Origin of the sequence: Variovorax guangxiensis (genome assembly GCF_003952165.1) — a bacterium.
GTDB lineage: Bacteria > Pseudomonadota > Gammaproteobacteria > Burkholderiales > Burkholderiaceae_C > Variovorax > Variovorax guangxiensis.
Genome location: NZ_RXFT01000001.1, coordinates 675,676 through 697,487 on the forward strand (window position 1 = coordinate 675,676; position 21,812 = coordinate 697,487).

21 protein-coding genes are annotated in these 21,812 nt (G+C 67.6%); 16 read left to right on the forward strand and 5 right to left on the reverse strand.

Features of this window, described 5'->3' with window-relative positions; translation table 11 throughout:
• From cysW to EJP67_RS03335, 3 genes are read left to right on the forward strand one after another with little or no spacing between them, the layout of a single operon-like run.
• Window positions 1-903 carry a sulfate ABC transporter permease subunit CysW gene (gene cysW / locus EJP67_RS03325; RefSeq protein WP_126019392.1) on the forward strand — a complete coding sequence of 301 codons (903 nt, stop codon included), beginning with the start codon at window positions 1-3 and terminating at the stop codon, window positions 901-903.
• A gap of 23 nt (window positions 904-926) precedes the next feature.
• Complete coding sequence (locus tag EJP67_RS03330; RefSeq protein ID WP_126019394.1) at window positions 927-2,024, forward strand: sulfate/molybdate ABC transporter ATP-binding protein; 1,098 nt, start codon at window positions 927-929, stop codon at window positions 2,022-2,024.
• Window positions 2,021-2,524 carry a disulfide bond formation protein B gene (locus EJP67_RS03335; RefSeq protein WP_126019397.1) on the forward strand — a complete coding sequence of 168 codons (504 nt, stop codon included), beginning with the start codon at window positions 2,021-2,023 and terminating at the stop codon, window positions 2,522-2,524. The genes EJP67_RS03330 and EJP67_RS03335 overlap by 4 nt, the downstream gene beginning before the upstream one ends.
• Window positions 2,525-2,598: 74 nt before the next feature.
• On the opposite strand, the gene EJP67_RS03340 is transcribed toward EJP67_RS03335, so the two are convergent.
• Window positions 2,599-2,949, reverse strand: a complete 351-nt coding sequence (locus tag EJP67_RS03340; RefSeq protein ID WP_126019400.1) for a hypothetical protein — start codon at window positions 2,947-2,949, stop codon at window positions 2,599-2,601.
• Window positions 2,950-3,313: 364 nt separating this feature from the next.
• Between EJP67_RS03340 and macA the strand changes: the two genes are divergently transcribed.
• The 3 genes from macA to EJP67_RS03355 are packed head-to-tail and all read left to right on the forward strand — an operon-like array spanning window position 3,314 to window position 7,864.
• Window positions 3,314-4,480: a macrolide transporter subunit MacA gene (gene macA / locus EJP67_RS03345; RefSeq protein WP_126019402.1), complete on the forward strand. Its 1,167-nt coding sequence runs from the start codon at window positions 3,314-3,316 to the stop codon at window positions 4,478-4,480.
• On the forward strand, window positions 4,477-6,474 hold the full coding sequence (gene macB, locus EJP67_RS03350) for a macrolide ABC transporter ATP-binding protein/permease MacB (RefSeq protein WP_126019406.1): 1,998 nt from the start codon (window positions 4,477-4,479) through the stop codon (window positions 6,472-6,474). The genes macA and macB overlap by 4 nt, the downstream gene beginning before the upstream one ends.
• A complete protein-coding gene (locus EJP67_RS03355; protein WP_126019409.1) occupies window positions 6,467-7,864 on the forward strand; it encodes an efflux transporter outer membrane subunit in 1,398 nt (465 codons plus the stop codon). Before macB ends, EJP67_RS03355 begins: the two co-directional genes overlap by 8 nt.
• A gap of 129 nt (window positions 7,865-7,993) precedes the next feature.
• Here the strand turns inward: EJP67_RS03355 and EJP67_RS03360 are convergent, their stop codons facing one another.
• Genes EJP67_RS03360 through EJP67_RS03370 form a run of 3 tightly spaced genes read right to left on the reverse strand, consistent with a single transcriptional unit; the run spans window position 7,994 to window position 10,665 of the window.
• The gene (locus tag EJP67_RS03360) at window positions 7,994-8,770 is read right to left on the reverse strand and encodes a glycosyltransferase family 2 protein (protein WP_126019411.1); all 777 of its coding nucleotides are present in this window, start codon (window positions 8,768-8,770) and stop codon (window positions 7,994-7,996) included.
• Window positions 8,737-9,534 (reverse strand): lysophospholipid acyltransferase family protein, encoded by a 798-nt coding sequence (locus EJP67_RS03365; RefSeq protein ID WP_126019414.1) that lies wholly within the window; start codon window positions 9,532-9,534, stop codon window positions 8,737-8,739. Before EJP67_RS03365 ends, EJP67_RS03360 begins: the two co-directional genes overlap by 34 nt.
• Before the next feature lie 48 nt (window positions 9,535-9,582).
• Window positions 9,583-10,665 carry a chorismate transformation FkbO/Hyg5 family protein gene (locus EJP67_RS03370; RefSeq protein ID WP_240650476.1) on the reverse strand — a complete coding sequence of 361 codons (1,083 nt, stop codon included), beginning with the start codon at window positions 10,663-10,665 and terminating at the stop codon, window positions 9,583-9,585.
• 126 nt (window positions 10,666-10,791) lie between these two features.
• On the opposite strand from EJP67_RS03370, the gene EJP67_RS03375 reads away from it, so the two are divergent.
• The 9 genes from EJP67_RS03375 to rng all read left to right on the forward strand — a co-directional run bounded on the left by EJP67_RS03375 (window position 10,792) and on the right by rng (window position 18,522).
• Window positions 10,792-11,517, forward strand: a complete 726-nt coding sequence (locus tag EJP67_RS03375) for a YebC/PmpR family DNA-binding transcriptional regulator (RefSeq protein WP_126019416.1) — start codon at window positions 10,792-10,794, stop codon at window positions 11,515-11,517.
• A 56-nt stretch (window positions 11,518-11,573) separates the two neighbouring features.
• Window positions 11,574-12,872 carry a phosphoribosylamine--glycine ligase gene (gene purD / locus EJP67_RS03380; RefSeq protein ID WP_126019418.1) on the forward strand — a complete coding sequence of 433 codons (1,299 nt, stop codon included), beginning with the start codon at window positions 11,574-11,576 and terminating at the stop codon, window positions 12,870-12,872.
• A complete protein-coding gene (gene hemF, locus EJP67_RS03385) occupies window positions 12,872-13,789 on the forward strand; it encodes an oxygen-dependent coproporphyrinogen oxidase (protein ID WP_126019420.1) in 918 nt (305 codons plus the stop codon). The genes purD and hemF overlap by 1 nt, the downstream gene beginning before the upstream one ends.
• On the forward strand, window positions 13,786-14,421 hold the full coding sequence (nadD, locus tag EJP67_RS03390) for a nicotinate-nucleotide adenylyltransferase (protein ID WP_126019422.1): 636 nt from the start codon (window positions 13,786-13,788) through the stop codon (window positions 14,419-14,421). Before hemF ends, nadD begins: the two co-directional genes overlap by 4 nt.
• Complete coding sequence (rsfS, locus tag EJP67_RS03395) at window positions 14,421-15,086, forward strand: ribosome silencing factor (protein ID WP_126019424.1); 666 nt, start codon at window positions 14,421-14,423, stop codon at window positions 15,084-15,086. The genes nadD and rsfS overlap by 1 nt, the downstream gene beginning before the upstream one ends.
• Entirely contained in the window at window positions 15,083-15,550 is a 468-nt protein-coding gene (rlmH, locus tag EJP67_RS03400; protein WP_070060813.1) for a 23S rRNA (pseudouridine(1915)-N(3))-methyltransferase RlmH, read from the forward strand. Before rsfS ends, rlmH begins: the two co-directional genes overlap by 4 nt.
• Complete coding sequence (locus tag EJP67_RS03405) at window positions 15,547-16,251, forward strand: phytanoyl-CoA dioxygenase family protein (protein ID WP_126019426.1); 705 nt, start codon at window positions 15,547-15,549, stop codon at window positions 16,249-16,251. The genes rlmH and EJP67_RS03405 overlap by 4 nt, the downstream gene beginning before the upstream one ends.
• 3 nt (window positions 16,252-16,254) lie before the next feature.
• The gene (locus EJP67_RS03410) at window positions 16,255-16,857 is read left to right on the forward strand and encodes a Maf family protein (RefSeq protein ID WP_126019428.1); all 603 of its coding nucleotides are present in this window, start codon (window positions 16,255-16,257) and stop codon (window positions 16,855-16,857) included.
• 135 nt (window positions 16,858-16,992) lie between these two features.
• The gene (gene rng / locus EJP67_RS03415) at window positions 16,993-18,522 is read left to right on the forward strand and encodes a ribonuclease G (RefSeq protein ID WP_126019430.1); all 1,530 of its coding nucleotides are present in this window, start codon (window positions 16,993-16,995) and stop codon (window positions 18,520-18,522) included.
• A 10-nt stretch (window positions 18,523-18,532) separates the two neighbouring features.
• On the opposite strand, the gene msbA is transcribed toward rng, so the two are convergent.
• Complete coding sequence (gene msbA, locus EJP67_RS03420) at window positions 18,533-20,317, reverse strand: lipid A export permease/ATP-binding protein MsbA (protein WP_126019432.1); 1,785 nt, start codon at window positions 20,315-20,317, stop codon at window positions 18,533-18,535.
• Window positions 20,318-20,572: 255 nt separating this feature from the next.
• Here msbA and tolB point away from each other — a divergent pair, with 255 nt between their 5' ends.
• Window positions 20,573-21,799, forward strand: coding sequence for a Tol-Pal system beta propeller repeat protein TolB (tolB, locus tag EJP67_RS03425; RefSeq protein WP_221297482.1), 1,227 nt, complete (start codon window positions 20,573-20,575; stop codon window positions 21,797-21,799).
• The last annotated feature ends 13 nt before the right edge of the window (window positions 21,800-21,812 follow it).

The following is a 21,812-nucleotide window of genomic DNA, read 5'->3' on the forward strand; positions in this document are numbered from 1 at the left end:
ATGAGCGCACCAACCAAAGTCGTTCGCCGTGCTCAGGCCGGCACCACCGAAGCCGCCTGGGTGCGCTGGCTGCTGATCGGCCTCGCGCTCGGGTTCATGTTCCTGTTCCTCGTGCTGCCGCTGGCCGCCGTGGCGACCGAGGCGCTGCGCAAGGGCGTCACCGCCTACCTCGAAGCGCTGAAGGAACCCGATGCCTGGAGCGCCATCCGTCTCACGCTGATCACGGCCGCCATCGCGGTGCCGATGAACCTGGTGTTCGGCGTGGCCGGCGCCTGGGCTATCGCCAAGTTCGAGTTCCGCGGCAAGGCGCTGCTGACCACGCTGGTCGACCTGCCGTTCGCGGTGTCGCCGGTGGTGGCGGGCCTGATCTACGTGCTGGTGTTCGGCGCACAGGGCTGGCTGGGCCCGTGGCTGGCCGAGCACGACATCAAGATCATCTTCGCCGTGCCCGGCATCGTGCTGGCGACCGTGTTCGTGACCTTCCCGTTCATCGCGCGCGAGCTCGTGCCGCTGATGCAGGCGCAGGGCACCGACGAGGAGCAGGCCGCCATCGTGCTCGGCGCGACCGGCTGGCAGACCTTCTGGCGCGTGACGCTGCCCAACATCAAGTGGGGCCTGCTGTACGGCGTCATTTTGTGCAACGCGCGCGCCATGGGCGAGTTCGGCGCGGTGTCGGTGGTGTCCGGCCACATCCGCGGCCAGACCAACACCATGCCGCTGCATGTGGAAGTGCTCTACAACGAATACCAGTCGGTGGCCGCCTTCGCCGTGGCCTCGCTGCTGGCGATCCTGGCGCTGGTCACGTTGGTGATCAAGTCGGTGATCGAATGGCGCCACGAGCGCGAGATGAAGGCCATTGCCGAGCTGCCCCCGGAACGCCCCCCTGAAGCCACCGCGGCCTGAGAGAGAGTGAGAGAGAAGAAATCATGAGCATCGAAATCCGCAACATCAGCAAGCAGTTCGGCGACTTCCGCGCGCTGCGCGACGTGAGCCTCGACGTCGATTCGGGCGAGCTGGTCGCGCTGCTCGGCCCCTCGGGCTGCGGCAAGACCACGCTGCTGCGCATCATCGCGGGGCTGGAGACGGCCGACACCGGCAGCATTCTTTTCTCGGGCGAGGACACCACCGACGTGCACGTGCGCGAGCGGCAGGTGGGCTTCGTGTTCCAGCATTACGCGCTGTTCCGCCACATGACGGTGTTCGAGAACGTGGCCTTCGGCCTGCGCGTGAAGCCGCGCAAGGAGCGCCCGAGCGACGCGCAGATCAGGCAGAAGGTGACCGACCTGCTCAAGCTGGTGCAGCTCGACTGGCTGGCCGACCGCTATCCCTCGCAGCTCTCCGGCGGCCAGCGCCAGCGCATCGCGCTGGCCCGCGCGCTGGCGGTGGAGCCCAAGGTGCTGCTGCTCGACGAACCCTTCGGCGCGCTCGACGCCAAGGTGCGCAAGGAACTGCGCCGCTGGCTGCGCCGGCTGCACGACGAACTGCATGTCACCTCCATCTTCGTCACGCACGACCAGGAAGAGGCGCTCGAGGTGGCCGACCGCGTGGTGGTCATCAACAAGGGGCAGATCGAACAGGTCGGCTCGCCGCAGGAAGTGTGGGACCAGCCCGCCAGCCCCTTCGTCTACGGCTTCCTGGGCGACGTGAACCTGTTCCACGGCCGTGCCGACAACGGCGCGGTGCAACTCGACGGCATGCGCCTCGAATCTCCCGAGCACAGCGGCGCGCGCGACGCCAAGGCGCGTGCTTATGTGCGCCCGCATGACATCGACGTGACACCCTACGTGAACGGCGCCTCGGGCATCGTCGCCACGCTGTCGCGCGCGATCGTCGTCGGGCCCATCGCGCGGCTGGAACTTGAGCCCACGGAATCGAATCCAGATAATCCGGGCTCCGGAACCATCATCGAAGCGCAACTCCCTGCGCAACAGTTCCGCGATCTGGGCTTGAAGGAGGGCGACACCGTCGTCGCCAATCCGCGCAAGGCCAGAGTGTTCGTAGAAGAAGATTGGGTATCTCCTTGATCGATTGGTACTTCGGCGCGCCGCGCCGCGCGTTCGGGCTGATCTGCCTGGCCTGTGTCCTGATGCTGGCCTTCGGGCTCTACCTGCAGCACGTGGTCGGGCTCGAACCCTGTCCCATGTGCATCGTGCAGCGGTACGCGCTGGTGCTGGTGGCGCTGTTCACCGGACTGGCCGGCGTGTTCCGCAACGTGGGCCTGCGTGTGGTGAGCGGCGTGCTGGCGCTGCTGGCCGCTTTCGGCGGCGCCTACACGGCGGCCTCGCAGAGCTGGCTGCAGTGGTATCCGCCCGAAGTCGTCACCTGCGGGCGCGACCTCTACGGGATGATCGAGACCTTCCCTCTGAAGCGCGCTCTGCCGATGATCTTCCGCGGCGGCGGCGACTGCTCGAAAGTCGACTGGTCGCTCTTCGGCCTGACGCTGGCGAACTGGTCGTTCATCGCGTTCGTGGTTCTCTCGCTGATGCTGATCACGCTGCTGGTTCGCTCGCGTCGCGCGCGCTGAGACGGTCGCGCAAAGAAAACGCCGCCCGACGGGCGGCGTTTTTGCGTTCTCGAAGACAGCGAGGCGGATTCGCCTCAGTTGAACCAGCCCTGGCCCGAGAAGCCGCAAGCCATTTCTTCCAGCAGGCTGCGCCAGTACCAGCGGGCCGAGCAGCTGTTGACCATCGCGGTGTTCATGGGCTGAGCCGTTTCGGTCTTGGCGGCAGGTGCGACGAAGCTCAGCAAGTCCTGCTGGGCCGAAACCTCTTCCACCTTCGTCTTCGACGTGGGCGCGCCGACGCTGGCGACGACGCCCGTCGTCCGCAGCATGTCGCTGTCCTGCGGGGTATGGGCCGCGCCCGCAATACCGCTGAAAGCCAGCAGCGTCGCAATTGCACCGGCCAGGGCTGCATTGCGCAGCAGCGTGTTCGACTGTTTGAATTTCATGGTCGTTTCCCTCAGTTGAATACGTCGGAAAAGTGATGCCCCGGCCGCGAAAAAAGATATTCGCGGGCCCATTGGCATCTGCTGTGGCGGGCGGCTTTCAGTGCGCTACCCAATTGCCAATGTAGGAGGGCAATTCGCGTGCACACAGTGCCTAAAGTCACGATCCGGCCGGGGTGTGAGCCGCAGTGCGTTCCCTTGTAAGAGGATGGTGTCAATGCACTGCGCGGGTCTTTAAAAGTCCTTCAGCAAACGCGGCTAGGATCGTGCGAAAACCGTGGAGCTTCTCCGGAACTTCCTTTCCGGCGCCGAATTCTTCTTGAAGGAAAAGCGGCCCGCCCCGGAGCCTTTCATCCATTCCTTCCGCATGCCCAATAACCCACCCCGGCGATCGCGCAAATACCTGATCGGCATTGCCGTTTTCATCGTGCTGGTCGTCATCGCCTCTTCATGGCTGCGGCCGGCGAAAAAAAGCGAATACCTCACCGCCACGGTGCAGCGCACCGATCTCGAGAACGCGGTGCTCGCCACCGGCGTGCTGCAGGCGCTCAAGCAGGTGGAGGTGGGTGCTCAGGTGAGCGGCCAGCTCAAGTCGCTGAAGGTAGTGCTCGGGCAGACGGTGAAGAAGGGCGACTGGCTCGCAGAGATCGACCCCGTCATCTCGCAGAACACCCTGGCGCAGGAGCAGGCCAGGCTCGACAACCTGCAGGCGCAGAAGCTCGCGAAGGAAGTGCGCGTCAAGCAGGCGCAGCTCACCTGGACCCGGCAGCAGGAAATGCTCGCGCAGGACGCCGCCGCCAGGCAGGACATGGAGAGCGCCGACGCTGAACTGCGTGCGCTGCGTGCAGACGCGGTATCGCTCGAAGCGCAGATCCGCCAGCAGAAGCTGGCTGTCGCCTCGGCGCAGCAGAACCTCTCTTACACGCGCATCGTCGCGCCCATCGACGGCGACGTGGTTTCCATCAACACGCTCGAAGGCCAGACCGTGGTCGCCGCCTTCCAGGTGCCCACGCTGATGAAGCTGGCCGACTTGTCGACCATGACCGTGAAGGCGCAGGTGTCGGAAGCCGACGTGGTGCGCGTGAAGCCGGGGCAGCCGGTGTACTTCACCATCCTCGGCGACCCCGACAAGCGCTACCACGGCACCTTGCGCGCGGTGCAGCCGTCGCCCGAGAAGATCAACAACGCCGTGTTCTTCAACGCGCTGTTCGACGTGCCCAACCCCGACCGCACGCTGCGCGTGGACATGACGGCGCAGGTCGCGATCCTGCTGGGCGAAGCGAAACAGGCGCTGACGGTGCCGTTGACCGCACTGGGCGCGCGCGACAAGGAAGGCCGTCAGGAGGTGCGCGTGCTCAAGCCCGATCAGACCGTGGAGACGCGCAAGGTGCGCGTCGGCATCTCCAACAACTTCCAGGCGCAGGTGCTCGAAGGCCTGAAGGAGGGCGACAGCGTCATCACCGGCGACGCTTCGGCGGTACCCGAGCGCGGCGAGACCGCCGACAACGGCGGCGGACGGGGCAAGCCTCAATGACGCAGCCGCTGCTCAGCCTGCGCGGCATCGGCCGCAGCTTTCCCTCGGGCGAGCAGGAAGTGCAGGTGCTGAAGGACGTGAACCTCGACGTCGGCAGCGGCGAAATGCTGGCCATCGTCGGCGCCTCGGGTTCGGGCAAGTCGACGCTGATGAACATCCTGGGCTGCCTCGACCGGCCGAGCACGGGCTCCTACACCGTTTCCGGCCAGGACGTGGGGGCGCTCGACAGCGACGCGCTGGCCGAACTGCGGCGCGAGCACTTCGGCTTCATCTTCCAGCGCTATCACCTGATGCAGCACCTGACGGCCACCGGCAACGTCGAGGTGCCCGCCGTGTACGCCGGCACCGACGGCCAGGCGCGCGACTCGCGTGCGCGCCAGCTGCTCGCTCGGCTGGGCCTGGGCGACCGCACCGAGCACCGGCCGAGCCAGCTCTCGGGCGGGCAGCAGCAGCGCGTGAGCATCGCGCGCGCGCTCATGAACGGCGGGCAGGTGATCCTGGCCGACGAGCCGACCGGCGCGCTCGACAGCCGCAGCGGTCAGGAGGTGATCGGCATCCTGCGCGAGCTGCACGCGCAGGGCCACACGATCATCATCGTGACGCACGACATGCAGGTGGCGAGCTGCACCGAGCGCATCATCGAGATCGCCGACGGCGTGATCGTAGGCGACAGGCCGAACGTGCCGAGTGTGCCGACCGTGGCGGCCCCGGCGCAGGAGGCTTCGCAGGCCGAAGGCGAACCTCCGGCTGCGATGACGAAGCCCGGGCTGGGCATCGCCCGCTTCAACACCGGCTGGGCCCGCTTCGCGGAAGCCTTCCGCATGGCCTGGCGCTCGATGATGGCGCACCGCATGCGCACGGCGCTCACCATGCTGGGCATCATCATCGGCATCACTTCGGTGGTGTCGATCGTGGCGATAGGAGAGGGCGCCAAGCGCTACGTGCTGTCGGACATCCGCGCCATCGGCACCAACACGCTCGATGTGTACCCGGGCCGCGACTTCGGCGACGACAAGGCGTCGAGCATCCGCACGCTGATACCTCCCGACCTCGACGCCATCGCGGCGCAGCCCTACGTTCACAGCGTGACGCCCGTGACCTCGCGCAGCCTGCGGCTGCGCTACCGCAGCGTGGACATCAACGGCACGGTCAACGGCGTGAGCGACAGTTTCTTTCGCGTGCGCGACATGCAGATGGCCAGCGGCGCGGCCTTCACCGCCTCCGACGTGCGCCACCAGTCGCAGGTGGTTGTTATCGACCAGAACACGCGGCGCAAGCTGTTTCCCGACGGAACCGAGCCGGTGGGCAAGATCATCCTCGTAGGCAGCCTGCCATGCACGGTGATCGGCGTGGCGCAGGAGAAGAAGACGGTGTTCGGCGACGGCAACAAGTCGCTCAACCTCTGGCTGCCCTACAGCACGGGCGCGAGCCGGCTCTTCGGGCAGCAGCATTTCGACAACATCACGGTGCGCATCCGCGACGACCAGCCCACCAAGGCGGCCGAGGACAGCATCGTCAAGCTGCTCACGCTGCGCCACGGCACAAAGGATTTCTTCACCTTCAACATGGACAGCATCGTCAAGACGGCGGAACGCACCAGCCAGTCGCTGACGCTGCTGCTGTCGCTCATCGCGGTGATCTCGCTGGTGGTGGGCGGCATCGGCGTGATGAACATCATGCTGGTGTCGGTGACCGAGCGCACGCGCGAGATCGGCATCCGCATGGCCGTGGGCGCGCGCCAGAGCGACGTGCTGCAGCAGTTCCTGACCGAGGCGGTGCTGGTGTGCCTGGTGGGTGGCCTGATCGGCGTGACGCTCTCGTACGGCATCAGCTTCCTGTTCTCGCTTCTCGTCAAGCAATGGCAGATGATCTTTTCAATCGGCGCCGTGGTTTCGGCGTTTCTCTGTGCATCGCTGATCGGCGTGCTGTTCGGCTACCTGCCGGCGCGCAACGCGGCGCGGCTGGACCCCATCGAGGCGCTGGCTCGTGAGTAAGGCGCATGTCCTTTCACTGGCCTCGGTGGCCATCGCGGTGCTCGCCCTGGGCGGCTGCACACTGTTCCAGCCGGAGCAGCGCGCCCAGCGGCCGTTCGACATTCCGCAGCGCTGGCAGCAGTCGGCTTCGCCCGCGACCACCGGGTCCGCGGTGGCGCTGTCCGCCCACTGGTGGAGGGCCTTCGATGATCCGCAGCTCGACCGGCTGATCGACAACGCACTGCGCACCAACAACAACCTGGCAGTGGCCGGCATCCGCGTGCAGCGCGCGCAGCTGCAAGCCGGGCTCACGAACACGAATCTCACGCCGGGCGTGATCGGGCAGGCCAGCACCAGCCGCAGCTACGACCTCAAGCGCGGCGGCGTGGCCGGCTCGGCGTCGAACTCGTCGGTGGCGCTGAGCTACGAGATCGACCTGTGGGGCCGGCTCTCAGCGCTGCGTAGCGCCGCCGACTGGGAGCTGAAGGCCACCGAGTCCGACCGGCAGGCGACTGCGCTGTCATTGATCGGCACCGTGGCGGGGCTCTATTGGCAGACCGGCTACCTGAACCAGCGCATCGCGCTGAGCGAAGCGGGCATGGAAGACGGCCGGCGCATCCTCGCGCTGGCGCGGGTCAAATACGCGGCGGGGGCCGTGTCAGGGCTGGACGTGGCGCAGGCTGGCCAGAACCTCGCGACGCAGGAAGCCGCCCACACTCAACTGCTGCAGCAGCGCGTGGAGGCACGCAACGCGCTGGCGATCCTGTTCGACCAGCCGCCGGAGCCGATGGCCGCCGAGCCGGCGCAACTGCCCGACATCGCATTGCCCTCCATCGATGCCGGCGTGCCCGCGAGCCTGCTGGGCCGCCGCCCAGACCTCCGCGCCGCAGAGCAGCGCCTGCGCAGTGCGCTGGCCAACGTAGACGCCACGCGCACCGGCTTCTATCCCACGCTGAGCCTGACGGGCACGCTGGGCACGTCGAGCACCGCGCTCGGCGAACTGCTGAAGAACCCCGTCGGCACACTGGGCGCCGGGCTGACGCTGCCGTTCCTGCAATGGAATACCGCGCGGCTGACGGTGGCCGTGTCGCAGACGCAGTACGAAGAGGCGGTGGCGGGCTTCAGGCAGTCGCTGTACACGGCGCTGTCGGAGGTAGAGAACGCGCTGTCGTCACGCACGCAGCTGCGTGCCGAAAGCGATAGCCTGGTGCTGGCGCTGCAGGAGGCGCAGCGCGCCGAGCGCCTGTCGGAAGTGCGCTACCGCGCGGGGGCGACCGCGCTGCAGCCGGTGCTCGACGCGAAGGACAGGCGCCGCGCGGCCGAGGTGTCGCTGGCGCAGAACCGGCTGAACCAGCTCAACGCGACGATGACGCTCTACAAGGCGCTGGGCGGGGCGGCAGTGGCTTCGTAGCGCATTTGCTCCCTCTCCCTCTGGGAGAGGGTTGGGGTGAGGGCATCGGCCTCCAAGTCGAGGCCGCGCTTCATCGGCTGCACAGTGCCCTCACCCTGACCCTCTCCCAGAGGGAGAGGGAAGAAGACATCAGTCCTGGAACGGCGGCTTCTTCGCCAGCTTGCGCAGCAGCAGCAGGGGCAGGCGCAGCACGAACTCGACCATAAGCCGCGTGTGCATCCAGGTGAGCAGCACGTTGTCGCGGCCATAGCGGAAGTGCGAGACGCCGCCTTCCTCGGCGGTCAGGTATTTCACCGGCGCGTCGATGTTGACCGGCTTCACGCCGCGCCAGGCCAGCCGCACGACGGCCTCGGTGTCGAAGTCGAAGCGGCGCATCCAGGGCTGGCGCGCCATCACCGCGATCAGGTCGGCCACCGGATACACGCGAAAGCCGTAGAGCGAGTCGCCGACGCCCGCGAACAGCGTTTCGAGCTGCGTCCACCCGTTCGACACGCGCCGGCCGCGCACGCGCAGCAGCGGCGCGCTGGCGTCGAACACCGGGCGGCCGAGCACCATGGTTTCGGGGCGAGCCAGCGAGGCTTGCATGAAGGCGGGGACCAGGTCGGCCGGATGCTGGCCGTCGGAGTCCATCGTCAGCGCGTGGGTGAAGCCGGCTTCCTTCGCGGCGCGCAGGCCGTGCAGCACGGCGGAGCCCTTGCCCTCGTTCTGCGGCAGCACCCACACGCGCAGTCCCGGGTCGCCCTCGGCCATCTGTTGCAGGCGCTCGCCGGTGCCGTCGTCGCTGCCGTCGACCACCACCCACACTGGGTTCCATTGCGCGCGCGCGGCGGCGACCGTGGAGAACAGGCGCTCGCCGGTGTTGTAGCTGGGAATCAGGACAAGGTGTGTGCGCGAGGCGTCTGGCATTCGGGGGACGCGTCGGTGGCGCGCTGCTCCATGTTTTGTCGGAAGTATTGTTCGAGCTCGGCCTGCAGCACGTCGCTGTCCTGCGTGGGCGCAAAGCGCTTGCCAAGCCGCAGCCTGAAGACGATGGGCAGCGGCGGCACGCGCCATAGCGGCCAGCCCTTGGCGAGGTAGGGCGAGTCGGTATCGATGAACACCGTCTGGATCGGCGCCTGCGCCAGCTTGGCAATCAGCGTGGTGCCCGGGCGGAACGGGTTGAGCGGCGGCGTCACCGTGCGGGTGCCCTCGGGGAAGATCACCAGCTGGCCGCCGTTGCGCAGGTCGTTCACCGCCAGCCGCACCATGGTGCGTGCCGACTTGTTGCTGATGTAGCGCGCCAGCCGGGCGCCCGCGCCCAGGAAGATGTTGCCCATCAGGTCGGCCTTCATGATGCAGGCGCTGCGCGGCAGCCGCGCCACCAGTAGCAGCGCGTCGAGCATGGTTGGGTGGTTGGCCACGAAGATCACGCCGGGCTCCTTGCTCATCGGGTCGAGGCAGCTGGCGTCGATGCGCATCATGCCGGTCACCGAGGCCAGCCACCAGAACATGCGGTAGGCGAAGGCGATGGTCATGCGGCCCAGGGCACGGGCGGGCGCCGCCGGCATCACCGGATGGATGAGCATGGCGAAGATGTTCCAGACCAGCGAAATCAGGCCGAGAAACAGCAGCAGCGCATAGAGCATCACCGCGAGCGGAATCGACGTGAGAAATCTCAGCACGCGGTTCATTGAATCGGTCAATCGGACGGAAGGACGGAACGGCCGAGCAACAGCCGGTCAGGCCCGCAGCTGCCCCGCGGCGACGGCGTGGGCCTCGATCTCGACCAGCAGGTCGCTGCGGCAGATGTCCGCCTCGAGGTAAACGGCGTGGCGAGCCATCGGCGCGTCGGCGCCCAGCGCTTCCTCGATGACGGCGCGCACCGTGGCGGTGTCGGAAGGGTGCCGCACGTAGACCACGCAGTCGAGCCCGGCCAGCGAGAAGGTCGCGCTGCAGCGCTCGTTCGCGGCTGTGATGACGGCCTGCAGGTTGCGCAAGGTCTCGCGCGTCTGCTCTTGCACGTCGCCATGGTGCACGGTCTCGTGGCCGACGATGCTCGCGGTGCCGGAGATGAAGAGGGCGAGGTTGCCGTCGCCGGTGTCAGCCAGCGCGGCGCGGGAGAAGGTCGGAGAGCGGGGGCCGTAGGTTTCGGGATAGCGGTAGGCCGAAACCTGCCGCGGATTCTCGACCGGCAGCGGCGCCTGCTGGCCGGCCAGGAAGCGGATCGACAGCGCACCCTGGTGGATGCCCAGCGCGCAGGCGGCCGGCGCGCCTTCGAAGGCTGCGCGGCCGGCTTCGAGGAAAGCTTCCTGGCGGCCCAGGTTGAACTGGCGGTAGCGCTCCAGGCCGCCGCCGTCGGCGTTGATCTGTGGCAGGTAGTTCCAGATGCGCTGCAGGTGCGGCGTGCCGGCCTGGTCCAGCGTCTTGAAAAGATCGCGGTAGGCGCGGTGCGCGAGTTCGGCCAGGCCCTGCTTCTCGGCGGATTCGTCGAGGTCGATGGCGCCGAGCAGCCAGTGGCCGTCGGTGCGCCAGCGCGCGATGCCGGTGGTGCCAGACTTGATCTGCGCACCGCCCGCGTGCCACACGTCGGCCATGGCGCCGCTGTCGGAGAGCACGCGCGCGTTGACCGTCGGCATCCAGGCCACGCCGTGCGGCGTGCCGTAGCCGAGCGCGGCGAAGGGGGCCTTGCCGTCGGTCGCCAGCGCCAGGCTGGCCGGCAGCGACAGGCGCTCGACGCGCAGATGGGTCTCGTGGCGCTGCGGCAAGGTGGCGTGCGACGGGGTGTCGGGATTCCCGGGCCCGACGGAAGGCGATGGCGTCATCGAACAATTATCACCAAAAGCATTGACCCGAATTCCGGCCTCCAGGGCCGGCGTTGTGTGCGCCGGACAGTAAACTCGGGGCTGCTCGGATTGACACAGAAACACAGGACAGCGAGATAGAAAGCCATGGCCGGACATAGCAAGTGGGCGAATATTCAGCACCGGAAGGGCCGCCAGGACGAGAAGCGGGGCAAGCTCTGGACCCGCGCGATCCGCGAAATCACGGTGGCCGCCCGCGCCGGCGGCGCCGATCTGGGCGCCAACCCCCGGCTGCGGCTGGCGGTTGAAAAGGCCAAGGCCGTCAACCTGCCCATCGACACCATCAAGCGCAACATCGACAAGGCCACGGGCAACCTCGAAGGCGTCAATTACGAAGAAATTCGTTACGAAGGGTACGGCATCGGCGGCGCCGCAATCATCGTCGACACCATGACCGACAACCGCGTGCGCACCGTGGCCGAAGTGCGCCACGCCTTCTCCAAGCACGGCGGCAACATGGGCACCGAAGGCTCGGTGGCCTTCCAGTTCAAGCACTGCGGCCAGATCATCTTCGCGCCCGGCACCAGCGAGGACAAGGTGATGGAAGCGGCCCTCGAGGCGGGCGCGGAAGACGTCGTCACGGACGACGATGGCGCCATCGAGGTGATCACTTCCGTGGCCGAATTCGAGGCCGTGAAGAACGCACTCGAAGCCGCCGGCCTGAAGCCCGACGCCGCCGAAGTCACCATGCGCGCCGAGAACACGGTCGAAGTGACCGGCGAGGACGCCGCAAGAATGCAGAAGCTGCTCGACGTGCTCGAGGACCTGGACGACGTGCAGGACGTCTATCACAACGCCTCGCTGTCCGAGTGAGCTGCCGTCGTCGAATGAATGTTTGTTGAATCACAGCGAGAAATGAAGGCCCGCGAATGAAGGTACTGGTAATTGGGGGAGGGGGCCGCGAACACGCTCTGGCATGGCGCCTGGCGCAGGCCGCACGGGTGAGCCGCGTGTACGTGGCGCCGGGCAATGGCGGCACCGCCAGCGACGAGCGCTACGACTGCATCGACATCACCGAGCCCGCCGCGCTGCGCGAGTGGGCCATCAAGGAAAAGATCGCGCTGACGGTGGTCGGTCCCGAGGCGCCGCTGGCGGCCGGCGTGGTCGACGAGTTCCGCGCGCATGGCCTGCGCATCTTCGGCCCGACCCAGGCAGCCGCGCAGCTCGAAAGCTCGAAGGCCTTCTCCAAGGCCTTCATGAAGCGCCACAAGATCCCGACGGCCGAGTACGAGGCCTTCACCGACGCCGCTGCCGCGCACGCCTACATCGACGCCAAGGGCGCTCCCATCGTCGTCAAGGCCGACGGCCTGGCAGCCGGCAAGGGCGTGGTGGTGGCCATGACGGCCGAGGAAGCGCACGAGGCCGTCGACTTCATGCTGGTCGACAACAAGTTCGGCGTGTCCCACAACGAAGGCGGCGCGCGCGTCGTCATCGAGGAATTCCTGCAGGGCGAGGAAGCCAGCTTCATCGTGCTGTGCGACGGCAAGAACGTGACCGCGCTGGCCACCAGCCAGGACCACAAGCGCCTGCTGGACAACGACGAAGGCCCCAACACCGGCGGCATGGGCGCGTATTCGCCCGCGCCGGTGGTCACGGCCGAGGTGCATGCGCGCGCCATGCGCGAGATCATCCTGCCGACCATCCGCGGCATGGAAAAGGACGGCATCCCGTACACCGGCTTCCTGTACGCCGGCCTCATGATCGACGCGGCCGGCCATCCGAAGACGCTCGAATTCAACTGCCGCATGGGCGACCCCGAGACGCAGCCGATCATGATGCGGCTCAAGTCCGACCTGTTCGAAGTCTTCTGGCACGCCACCGACGGCACGCTCGACCAGGTCGAGCTGCAGTGGGACCGCCGCGTGGCGATGGGCGTGGTCATGGCCGCGCACGGCTATCCGCTGTCGCCGCGCAAGGGCGACCGCATCACCGGCATTCCGGCCGAGGCGCCCGATGCGGTGGTATTCCACGCGGGCACCACGCTCGACAACGGCGAGCTCAAGACCAGCGGCGGCCGGGTGCTGTGCGTGACCGTTCTGGCCGACAGCGTGAAGCAGGCGCAGCAGCGGGCCTACGAGGTCGCGGCGCGCGTCAGCTTCGATGGCGCCCAGTACCGCAAGGACATCGGCTTCCGCGCGGTGCACGCACGCAACCCCCACGGCAGCTGATGCAGCAGGCCAATCCGGCGGCGGTCGGCGAGTACCTGCGCGGGCTGCAGCAGTCGATCATCGCGGCTGTCGAGAAGGCCGACGGCGGCACCTGCGTGCGCGATGCCTGGCAGAAGGCGCCCGGCGAGCCGCTGCAGGGCAACGGCCTGACCTGCATCCTCGAAGGCGGCGAGCTCTTCGAGCGCGCGGGCTGCGGCTTTTCGCAGGTGCGCGGGCCGAAGCTGCCGCCCTCGGCCACGCAGAACCGTCCTGAGCTGACCGGCGCGCCTTTCGAGGCGATGGGCGTGTCGCTGGTGTTCCATCCGCGCAATCCGTACGTGCCGATCGTCCACATGAACGTGCGCATGCTCGCCGCGCTCCCCGAGGGCAAGGAACCGGTCTGCTGGTTCGGCGGCGGCATGGACCTAACGCCCTGCTACGGCTTCGAGGAAGACGCGGTGCACTTCCACACCGTGTGCCGCGATTCGCTCGCCGCGTTCGGCGACGACAAGTACCCGCGCTTCAAGACCTGGTGCGACGAATATTTCTTCCTCAAGCACCGCAACGAGCAGCGCGGCGTCGGCGGCATCTTCTTCGACGATTTCTCCGAAGGCGGCTTCGAGAACGGCTTCGCGATGATCCGCTCGGTGGGCGACAGCTTCCTGACGGCCTACCTGCCCATCGTCGAGCGCCGCCGCGCCACGCCGTACACGGAGCGTGAGCGCAACTTCCAGCTCTACCGGCGTGGCCGGTACGTGGAATTCAACCTCGTGTGGGACCGCGGCACGCACTTCGGCCTGCAATCGGGCGGGCGCACGGAATCGATCCTGCTGTCGATGCCGCCGCTGGCGAGCTGGGCCTACCAGCAGCAGCCCGAGCCGGGCAGCCCCGAAGCCGCGCTCTACAGCGACTTCATCGTGCGGCGAGATTGGTTGTGAACTCTCCTCGCGGTAAGGCGCAACGCCGCATCGGCTTGTTTGGCGGCGCGTTCGATCCACCGCACAACGCCCACGTGGCCCTTGCCGAAGCCGCGATGGCGCAGCTCGATCTCGACGAGCTGCATGTGATTCCCACCGGCCAGGCCTGGCACAAGAGCAGGGCGCTCACGCCGAAGGGAGACCGGCTCGCCATGACCCGGCTGGCCTTCGGCGACCTGAAGGGCACCATCGTCGTCGACAGCCGCGAGGTGCTGCGCGACGGCCCCACCTACACGCTCGACACCCTGCACGAACTGCAGCGCGAGCAGCCCGGTGCCCAGCTGGTGCTGATCATGGGAGCCGACCAGGCCAGCGCGCTGCCGACCTGGCACGGCTGGCAGGATATACTCGGCATTGCTATTGTTTCTGTAGCGTATCGCGCACTATCGACGGGTAACACTGCCCGTTTTGATCCGAAATCACTGCCCGGCCTTCCTGCTGGCGCGCGTTTCGAGGCGCTCGAACTGCCTCCCATGGACATCAGCGCCACCGAGATCCGGCGGCGCGCGGCGCTCGGCGTGGACATTTCCTCGCTGGTTCCGCCCACGGTTGCACGCTATATTGACCAACACCACCTCTACCGCACTGCCTGATGACCACTGAAGCCGCCGCAAAGAAAGACACCCAGAAACTCCAGCGAGCCATCATCGATGGCCTCGAAGACGTCAAGGCGCAGGACATCCAGGTATTCGACACCGAGCATCTCTCGCCACTGTTCGAGCGTGTGATCGTTGCCTCGGGCACCTCCAACCGCCAGACCAAGGCGCTGGCCGCCAGCGTGCGCGACGCGGTACGCGAGGCCGGCTTCGCCAAGCCGCGCGTGGAGGGTGAGGACAACGGCGAGTGGATCATCGTGGACTGCGGTTCGGCCGTCGCGCACATCATGCAGCCCGCCATCCGCCAGTACTACCACCTGGAAGAGATCTGGGGCGACAAGCCGGTGCGCGCCAAGCTCGGCGGCACCAAGCCCGCGGTAGCCACCGCCTCCAAGGCCGGCGCCGAAGAGAAGAAGGCCGCCGCCAAGGCCCCGACGCTGCGCCGTTCGAGCGCCGCCAAGACCGCGATCCGCGCGGCCGAGCAGGAAGCCAAGGCCGCGAAGGCCCCGGCCAAGAAGACGGCTGCGAAGAAGGCTCCCGCCAAGAAGGCCGCAACCACCACCGCGCGCGTGCCGGTCAAGGTCGTGGGCAAGCCCGCCGCCAAGAAGCCGGCGGCAAAGAAGACCACGGCCGCCAGGAAGGCGCCAGCCCGCCGCGCATGAAGCTGCTGGTGGTCGCCGTCGGGCAGCGCATGCCCGACTGGGCACAGACTGCCTGGGACGACTATGCCAAGCGCTTTCCGCCCGAGCTCAAGCTCGAACTGCGCGCGGTCAAGACCGAGCCGCGCGGTTCAAAGACGCTGGAAACCCTCTACGCCGCCGAGCGCGAGCGCATCGAAGGCGCCATTGCGCGCGGAATGCGCATCGTGGTGCTCGACGAGCGAGGTACGGCGCTGACCACCAAGGCGCTCGCCGCGCGCCTGCAGACCTGGCAGGGCGAGGGCGATGACGTAGCCTTGGTCATCGGCGGGCCCGACGGGCTCGACCCGGCCTTCAAGGCCGCGGCGCACGAACGCATCCGGCTGTCCGACCTCACGCTGCCGCACGCGATGGCACGCGTGCTGCTGGTCGAGCAGTTGTACCGTGCGTGGTCGGTCAACGCGGGCCATCCCTACCACCGCGAATGACGAACGCCGCCGGGCACGTCGCGTTGCTCGACGAAAGGGGCCATGCGCTGGTGCCGGCGCTGCTGCCGGCCGAACTCCTGGACGCCGCCGCGCGGTCGCTCGACGACCGGCTGGGGCAGGCGGCGGGCAGCCGCAACCTGCTGGTCCATCCGCTTTGCGGCGACATCGCGGTTCGCCTGAAAGCGCGGCTGTGCGGCATGGGCCTGCTCGATGCCCGGTCGGTAGCCGTGCAATGCACGCTCTTCGACAAGACGCCCGGCAGCAACTGGCTGGTCGCGCTGCACCAGGACATGTCGATCCCGGCCTCGGGCGCCGGTATGGCCGCCGTCATCAAGGAGGGCGAGCCCTACGTACAGCCTCCGATCGACGTCCTGCAGTCGCTGCTTGCCGTGCGGGTGCATCTGGACGACTGCGGCGCCGACGCAGGACCGCTGCGCGTCGTGCCGGGCAGCCACCGCGCCGGTCGGCTCGATGGCGAGGAAGCGCAGGCGCTGCGAGCCGCCCATGGAGAAACCGTCTGCACCGCAGCGCAAGGCGATGTCTTGCTGATGCGCCCCTTGCTGCTGCATGCCTCGTCGCGCGCGAAATCGCCGGCGCGTCGCCGCGTCCTTCATTTTCTTTTCGGACCTCCGGGCCTGCCGCACGGGCTGGCCTGGAACCACACGGTGGCCGGCGATCCGCCGAGTCCACGGGAGACTTGAACCTTGCCCGATTTCATCTACCTCGCCTCGCAGAGCCCGCGCCGCGCCCAGTTGCTCGGCCAGCTCGGAGTGCGCCACGAACTGCTGCTGGCCGATGCCGACGAGGATGCCGAATCGCTGGAAGCCGTGCTGCCCAACGAAGCCCCGGCCACCTACGTGCAGCGCGTCACCGGCCTGAAGCTCGACGCCGCCGTGGCCCGGATGCGCAGGCGCGGCCTGCCCGACGCGCCGGTGCTTTGCGCCGACACCACGGTCGCGCTCGGCCGCACCATCCTCGGCAAGCCGGAGGACGAAAAGGACGCCGCTCGCATGCTGCGGATGCTCTCGGGCACCACCCACCGCGTGCTGACCGCCGTGGCGCTGCATCACGGCAGAAAGAGCCATGCCGCGCTCAGCGTGTCGCGCGTGCGCTTCGCCGACATCACGAAGCCGCAGATCGCCCGCTACGCCGAAAGCGGCGAGCCGTTGGGCAAGGCCGGCGCGTACGCCATCCAGGGCGCGGCGGCGGCGTTCGTCGAGCACATCAGCGGGTCCTATTCGGGCATCATGGGCCTCCCCATGTTCGAGACCGCACAACTCTTGCGGCAGGCGGGGATGCTCAAGTGAATACGCCATGACACTCAAGACCGCATTCTTTTTCAGGGCCGCCGCGGAACCGGCTTCGCCGGGCCGCTGGCGGCGCCCCCCTGCAGGGGGGTGGGCGAAGCGACACGAAGTGCGCGCAGCCTGGGGGGCGAACCTATGAGTCAAGACATATTGATCAACTGGTCTCCGCAGGAGACCCGCGTGGCGCTGATCGAGCACGGTGCGGTGCAGGAACTGCACGTCGAGCGCACGCTGGAGCGCGGGCTGGTCGGCAACATCTACCTGGGCAAGGTGTCGCGCGTGCTGCCGGGCATGCAGTCGGCCTTCATCGACATCGGCCTGGAGCGCACTGCCTTCCTGCATGTCGCCGACATCGTCGCGCCGTTCACGCCGGGTTCGCGCCCCAGCGCCCCGGCACCCGAGCGCGACCACCGCAACGGCGGACCGATGGTGCCCATCGAGAAGCAGGTGTTCGAAGGCCAGTCGCTGCTGGTGCAGGTCATCAAGGATCCCATCGGCACCAAGGGCGCCCGGCTTTCCACGCAGATCAGCATCGCCGGGCGGCTGCTGGTGTTCCTGCCGCAGGACAACCACATCGGCGTGTCGCAGAAGATCCCGGCCGAGCAGCGCGAGTCGCTGCGCACCCGCATGCTGGCGCTCATCGAGGCGGCTGCCGCGGCCGACAGCGGCGGCGTGGTGCCGGCCAACACGGGCGGCTTCATCCTGCGCACCAACGGCGAAGACTCCAGCGACGCGGAGCTTGCCGAAGACATCGCTTACCTGCGCAAGACCTGGTCGCGCATCCGCGAAGCCTCGATGCGCATGCCGCCGATGTCGCTGCTGCACCAGGACCTGAGCCTGCTTCAGCGCGTGCTGCGCGACATGACGGGCGAGGAGACGCAGACCATCCGCATCGACTCGCGCGAGCAGTTCGAGCTGCTTTTGAAGTTCGGTCTCGAATACATGCCCAAGGCAGCGGGCAAGCTGCAGCACTACAAGGGCGAGCGCCCGATCTTCGACCTGTACTCGGTCGACGAGGAAATCGCCAAGGCGCTGGGCCGGCGGGTCGACCTGAAGTCGGGCGGCTATCTGGTGGTCGACCAGACCGAGGCCCTGACCACGGTGGACGTGAACACCGGCGGCTTCGTCGGCGCGCGCAACTTCGACGACACCATCTTCAAGACCAACCTCGAGGCTGCTCAGGCCATCGCGCGGCAGCTGCGGCTGCGCAACCTGGGCGGGATCATCATCGTCGACTTCATCGACATGGGCCGCGACGACCACCGCGAGCAGGTGCTGGCGGAGTTCCGCAAGCAGCTCGCGCGCGACCGCGTGAAGACCACGGCGGGCGGCTTCTCGCAGCTGGGGCTGGTGGAGATGACGCGCAAGCGCACGCGCGAATCGCTGGCGCACATGCTGTGCGAACCCTGCATCGCCTGCGGCGGGCAGGGCATCGTGAAGACCGCGCGCAGCGTGGCCTACGACGTGATGCGTGAAATCTTGCGCGAGGCGCGTCAGTTCACGCCGCGCGAGTTCCGCATCGTCTCGTCGCCGCAGGTGATCGAGCTCTTCCTCGACGAGGAAAGCCAGCACCTGGCGGGCCTGAGCGACTTCATCGGCAAGCCGATCTCGCTGCAGGCCGAGCCGGCGATCGGGCAGGGGCAGTACGACATCGTGCTGCTCTGACCGGGCAGGATCAGAGCGTCGGATCCTGCCCCGGCGGTGCGCTTCGCACGGCCAGCGTCTGCAGCCGCGCATACAGCCCGTCGAGCGCCATGAGCTGTTCGTGGCTGCCTTGCTCGGCGATGCGGCCTTGCTCCATCACGATGATCCGGTCGGCGTGCTGGATGGTCGAAAGGCGGTGCGCCACGATCAGCGTGGTGCGGTTCTGCATCAGGCGCTGCAGGGCGTCCTGCACCAGGCGCTCGGATTCGGTGTCGAGGGCAGACGTCGCCTCGTCGAGCAGCAGCACGGGCGCATTCTTGTAGAGGGCGCGGGCGATAGCCAGGCGCTGGCGCTGGCCTCCGGAGAGCTGCGTGGCGTTATGGCCCAGCACGGTGTCGATGCCCTGGGGCAGGTTCTCGACGTGCGAGCTCAGGTTGGCCGCTGCTATGCATTGCTGCACGCGCTCGCGGTCGATCTCGGCGCCAAGCGCCACGTTGGCTGCCAGCGTGTCGTTGAGCATCACCACGTCCTGGCTCACCATCGCGAACTGGGCGCGCAGGCTCTTGAGCTGCCATTCGCTGGTGTCGTGGCCATCGAGCAGCACCTGGCCGCCGCTGGGCTGCACGAAGCGCGGCAGCAGGTTGACCAGCGTGGTCTTGCCCGAACCCGAGGGGCCCACGAAGGCCACCACCTGGCCGGGCTCGATGGTCAGGCTCACGCCGTCGAGCGCGCGCTGCTCGTCGTCGCCGCGGTAGCTGACCCGCACGTCGCGCAGCTCGATGCGGCCCTGGGCATGTTCGAGGCTGAAGCTGCCTTGCGACTCTGGCGCCACTTCGTCGATGAGGATCAGCCCGCGCTCCAGAGCAGCGAGGCCGCGCGTGATCGGGCCGGCCACTTCGGCAAGGCGGCGGATCGGCGCGATCAGCATCAGCATGGCCGTGATGTAGGCCACGAAGCCGCCCACGGTGAATCCCTGCTTGCCGCTTTGCCACAGCGCGATCATCACCACCACCGAGAGCGCGAGCGAGGCCATCATCTGCGTGAGCGGCGTGGTGGCCGCCTGGGCGATGGTCGACTTCACGGCCAGCCGGTTCAGGCGCTGGCTGAGCTGCTCGAAGCGGCGGCCCTGTGCGCCTTCGGCGCCGTGCAGCCGCACCACGCGGTGGGCGAGCACGTTTTCCTCGACCACGTAGGCCAGCTCGTCGGTGGCCTGCTGGCCCTGCTGCGTCAGGCGGTAGAGCCGCTTGGAAAACACCTTCATGATCCAGGAGATGCTGGGCACCAGGAAGGCGACGATGAGCGTGAGCTTCCAGTTCAGGTAGACCAGATAGCCCAGCAGCGCAATCAGCGTGAAACCGTCGCGCGTGAGCCCGAGCAGCGCCTGCACCAGCAGCATCGCACCGGTCTGCACTTCATAGACGACCGTGTTCGAAAGCGCGCTGGCCGACTGACGGGCGAAAAGCGCGAGCTCGGCGCCGAGCAGCCGCTCGAACAGCACCCGCCGCAGCTTCTGCATGCCCTCGTTGGCGATGCGCGAGAGCGCGTACTGCGAAATGAACTGAGCGATGCCGCGCACCGCGAACAGCAGCAGCACGGCGGCGGGCACGAACCACAGGGGCATCTGGCCGCGCGTGAAGCCGCGGTCGAGCAGCGGCTTGAGCAGGGCGGCCATCAGCGGTTCGGTGACGGCGGCGAGCAGTGCCCCGATCAGTCCGAGGGCCCACCATTGACGGGAGCCGCCAAACCAGGTCATGAGTCGCGCCAGGCGGCGCATCAGGGGAGGGCGCGCGTTCTCGGCGCCGGGGGATGCTTGCATGGCGGCGGATTTTACGGGGCGGGCCTTTGCAGGCCCGGTGCTGCCCCGTCTGTAGGACCGGATCGACGGATAAACGTTTTGTGACGGCAGGCCCCGGCCAGTGTGTAACATGTCGGCCGTTGAAGCCGGGGAGAACTTTTTCACCCCGAAACCTCTCCGAACCGCATGAACAAGCCGTTGCCAGCCCAAATTCCAACTCCTTCTTCATCGCTATTTGCACGCCGCACCGTCATCGCGGCTCTCGCTGCCACCCCCATGATTCCCGCTCTGGCCCAGTTCCGGGTCGAGGTTTCCGGTGTGGGGCTCACGCAGCTGCCGATCGCGCTCGTTCCATTCAAGGGGCAGGAATCCTCCCCGCAGAAGATCTCCGACATCGTCCAGGCCGACCTGGAACGCAGCGGCCAGTTCCGCGGCGTCGATGCCTCGGGGCAGGCCCTCGACGAGGCATCGCGCCCCGATCTTTCGCTGTGGCGCCAGCGCACCGCTGATTCGCTCGTGGCGGGCAGCGTCACCCGTCTGGCCGACGGCCGCTTCGACGTGCGCTTCCGCCTGTGGGACGTGGTGAAGGGTCAGGACCTCGGCGGCCAGAGCTACACCGTTCCCCAGGGCGACCTGCGGCTGGCATCGCATCGCATCGCCGACTACGTTTACGAGAAGCTGACCGGCGAAAAGGGCATCTTCTCGACCCGCATCGCCTACGTCACCAAGGGCGGCAGCCGCTACTCGCTGTGGGTGGCCGACGCCGACGGCGAGAACGCGCAGGCCGCGCTCGCCAGCCCCGAGCCGATCATCTCGCCGTGCTGGTCGTCCAATGGCCAGCAGCTCGCGTACGTGTCCTTCGAGTCGCGCAAGCCCGTCGTGTACGTGCACAACGTGGCCACCGGCCAGCGCCGCCTGCTTGCCAACTTCAAGGGCTCCAACAGCGCCCCGGCCTGGGCACCCGACGGCAACTCGCTGGCCGTCACGCTCAGCCGCGACGGCGGTTCGCAGCTTTTCTCCATTCCCGCCAGCGGCGGCGAACCGCGCCGCCTGACCCAGAGCTCCAGCATCGACACCGAGCCGGTGTACTCGGCCGACGGCAGCACGATCTATTTCGTGAGCGACCGCGGCGGCGCTCCCCAGATCTACAAGATGAGCGCCGGCGGCGGCAGCCCCACGCGGGTGACCTTCAGCGGCACCTACAACATCTCTCCATCTGTCAGCGGCGATGGCCGGTGGTTGGCCTACATCTCGCGAGTGGGCGGCGCCTTCAAACTCCATGTGATGGAGTTGGCAACCGGCAACGTCAGCGCGATCACCGACACCTCCGCGGACGAAAGTCCGAGTTTTGCTCCGAACAGCAAGCTGATCGTCTACGCCACCCAGCTCCAGGGCCGCGAAGCCCTGATGACGACCACGCTCGATGGAAAAATAAAGGCACGACTGGCGGGACAGGCGGGAGACATCAGGGAACCGGACTGGGGTCCGTTCCAAAAGCAATGACCAAGGTTTATTT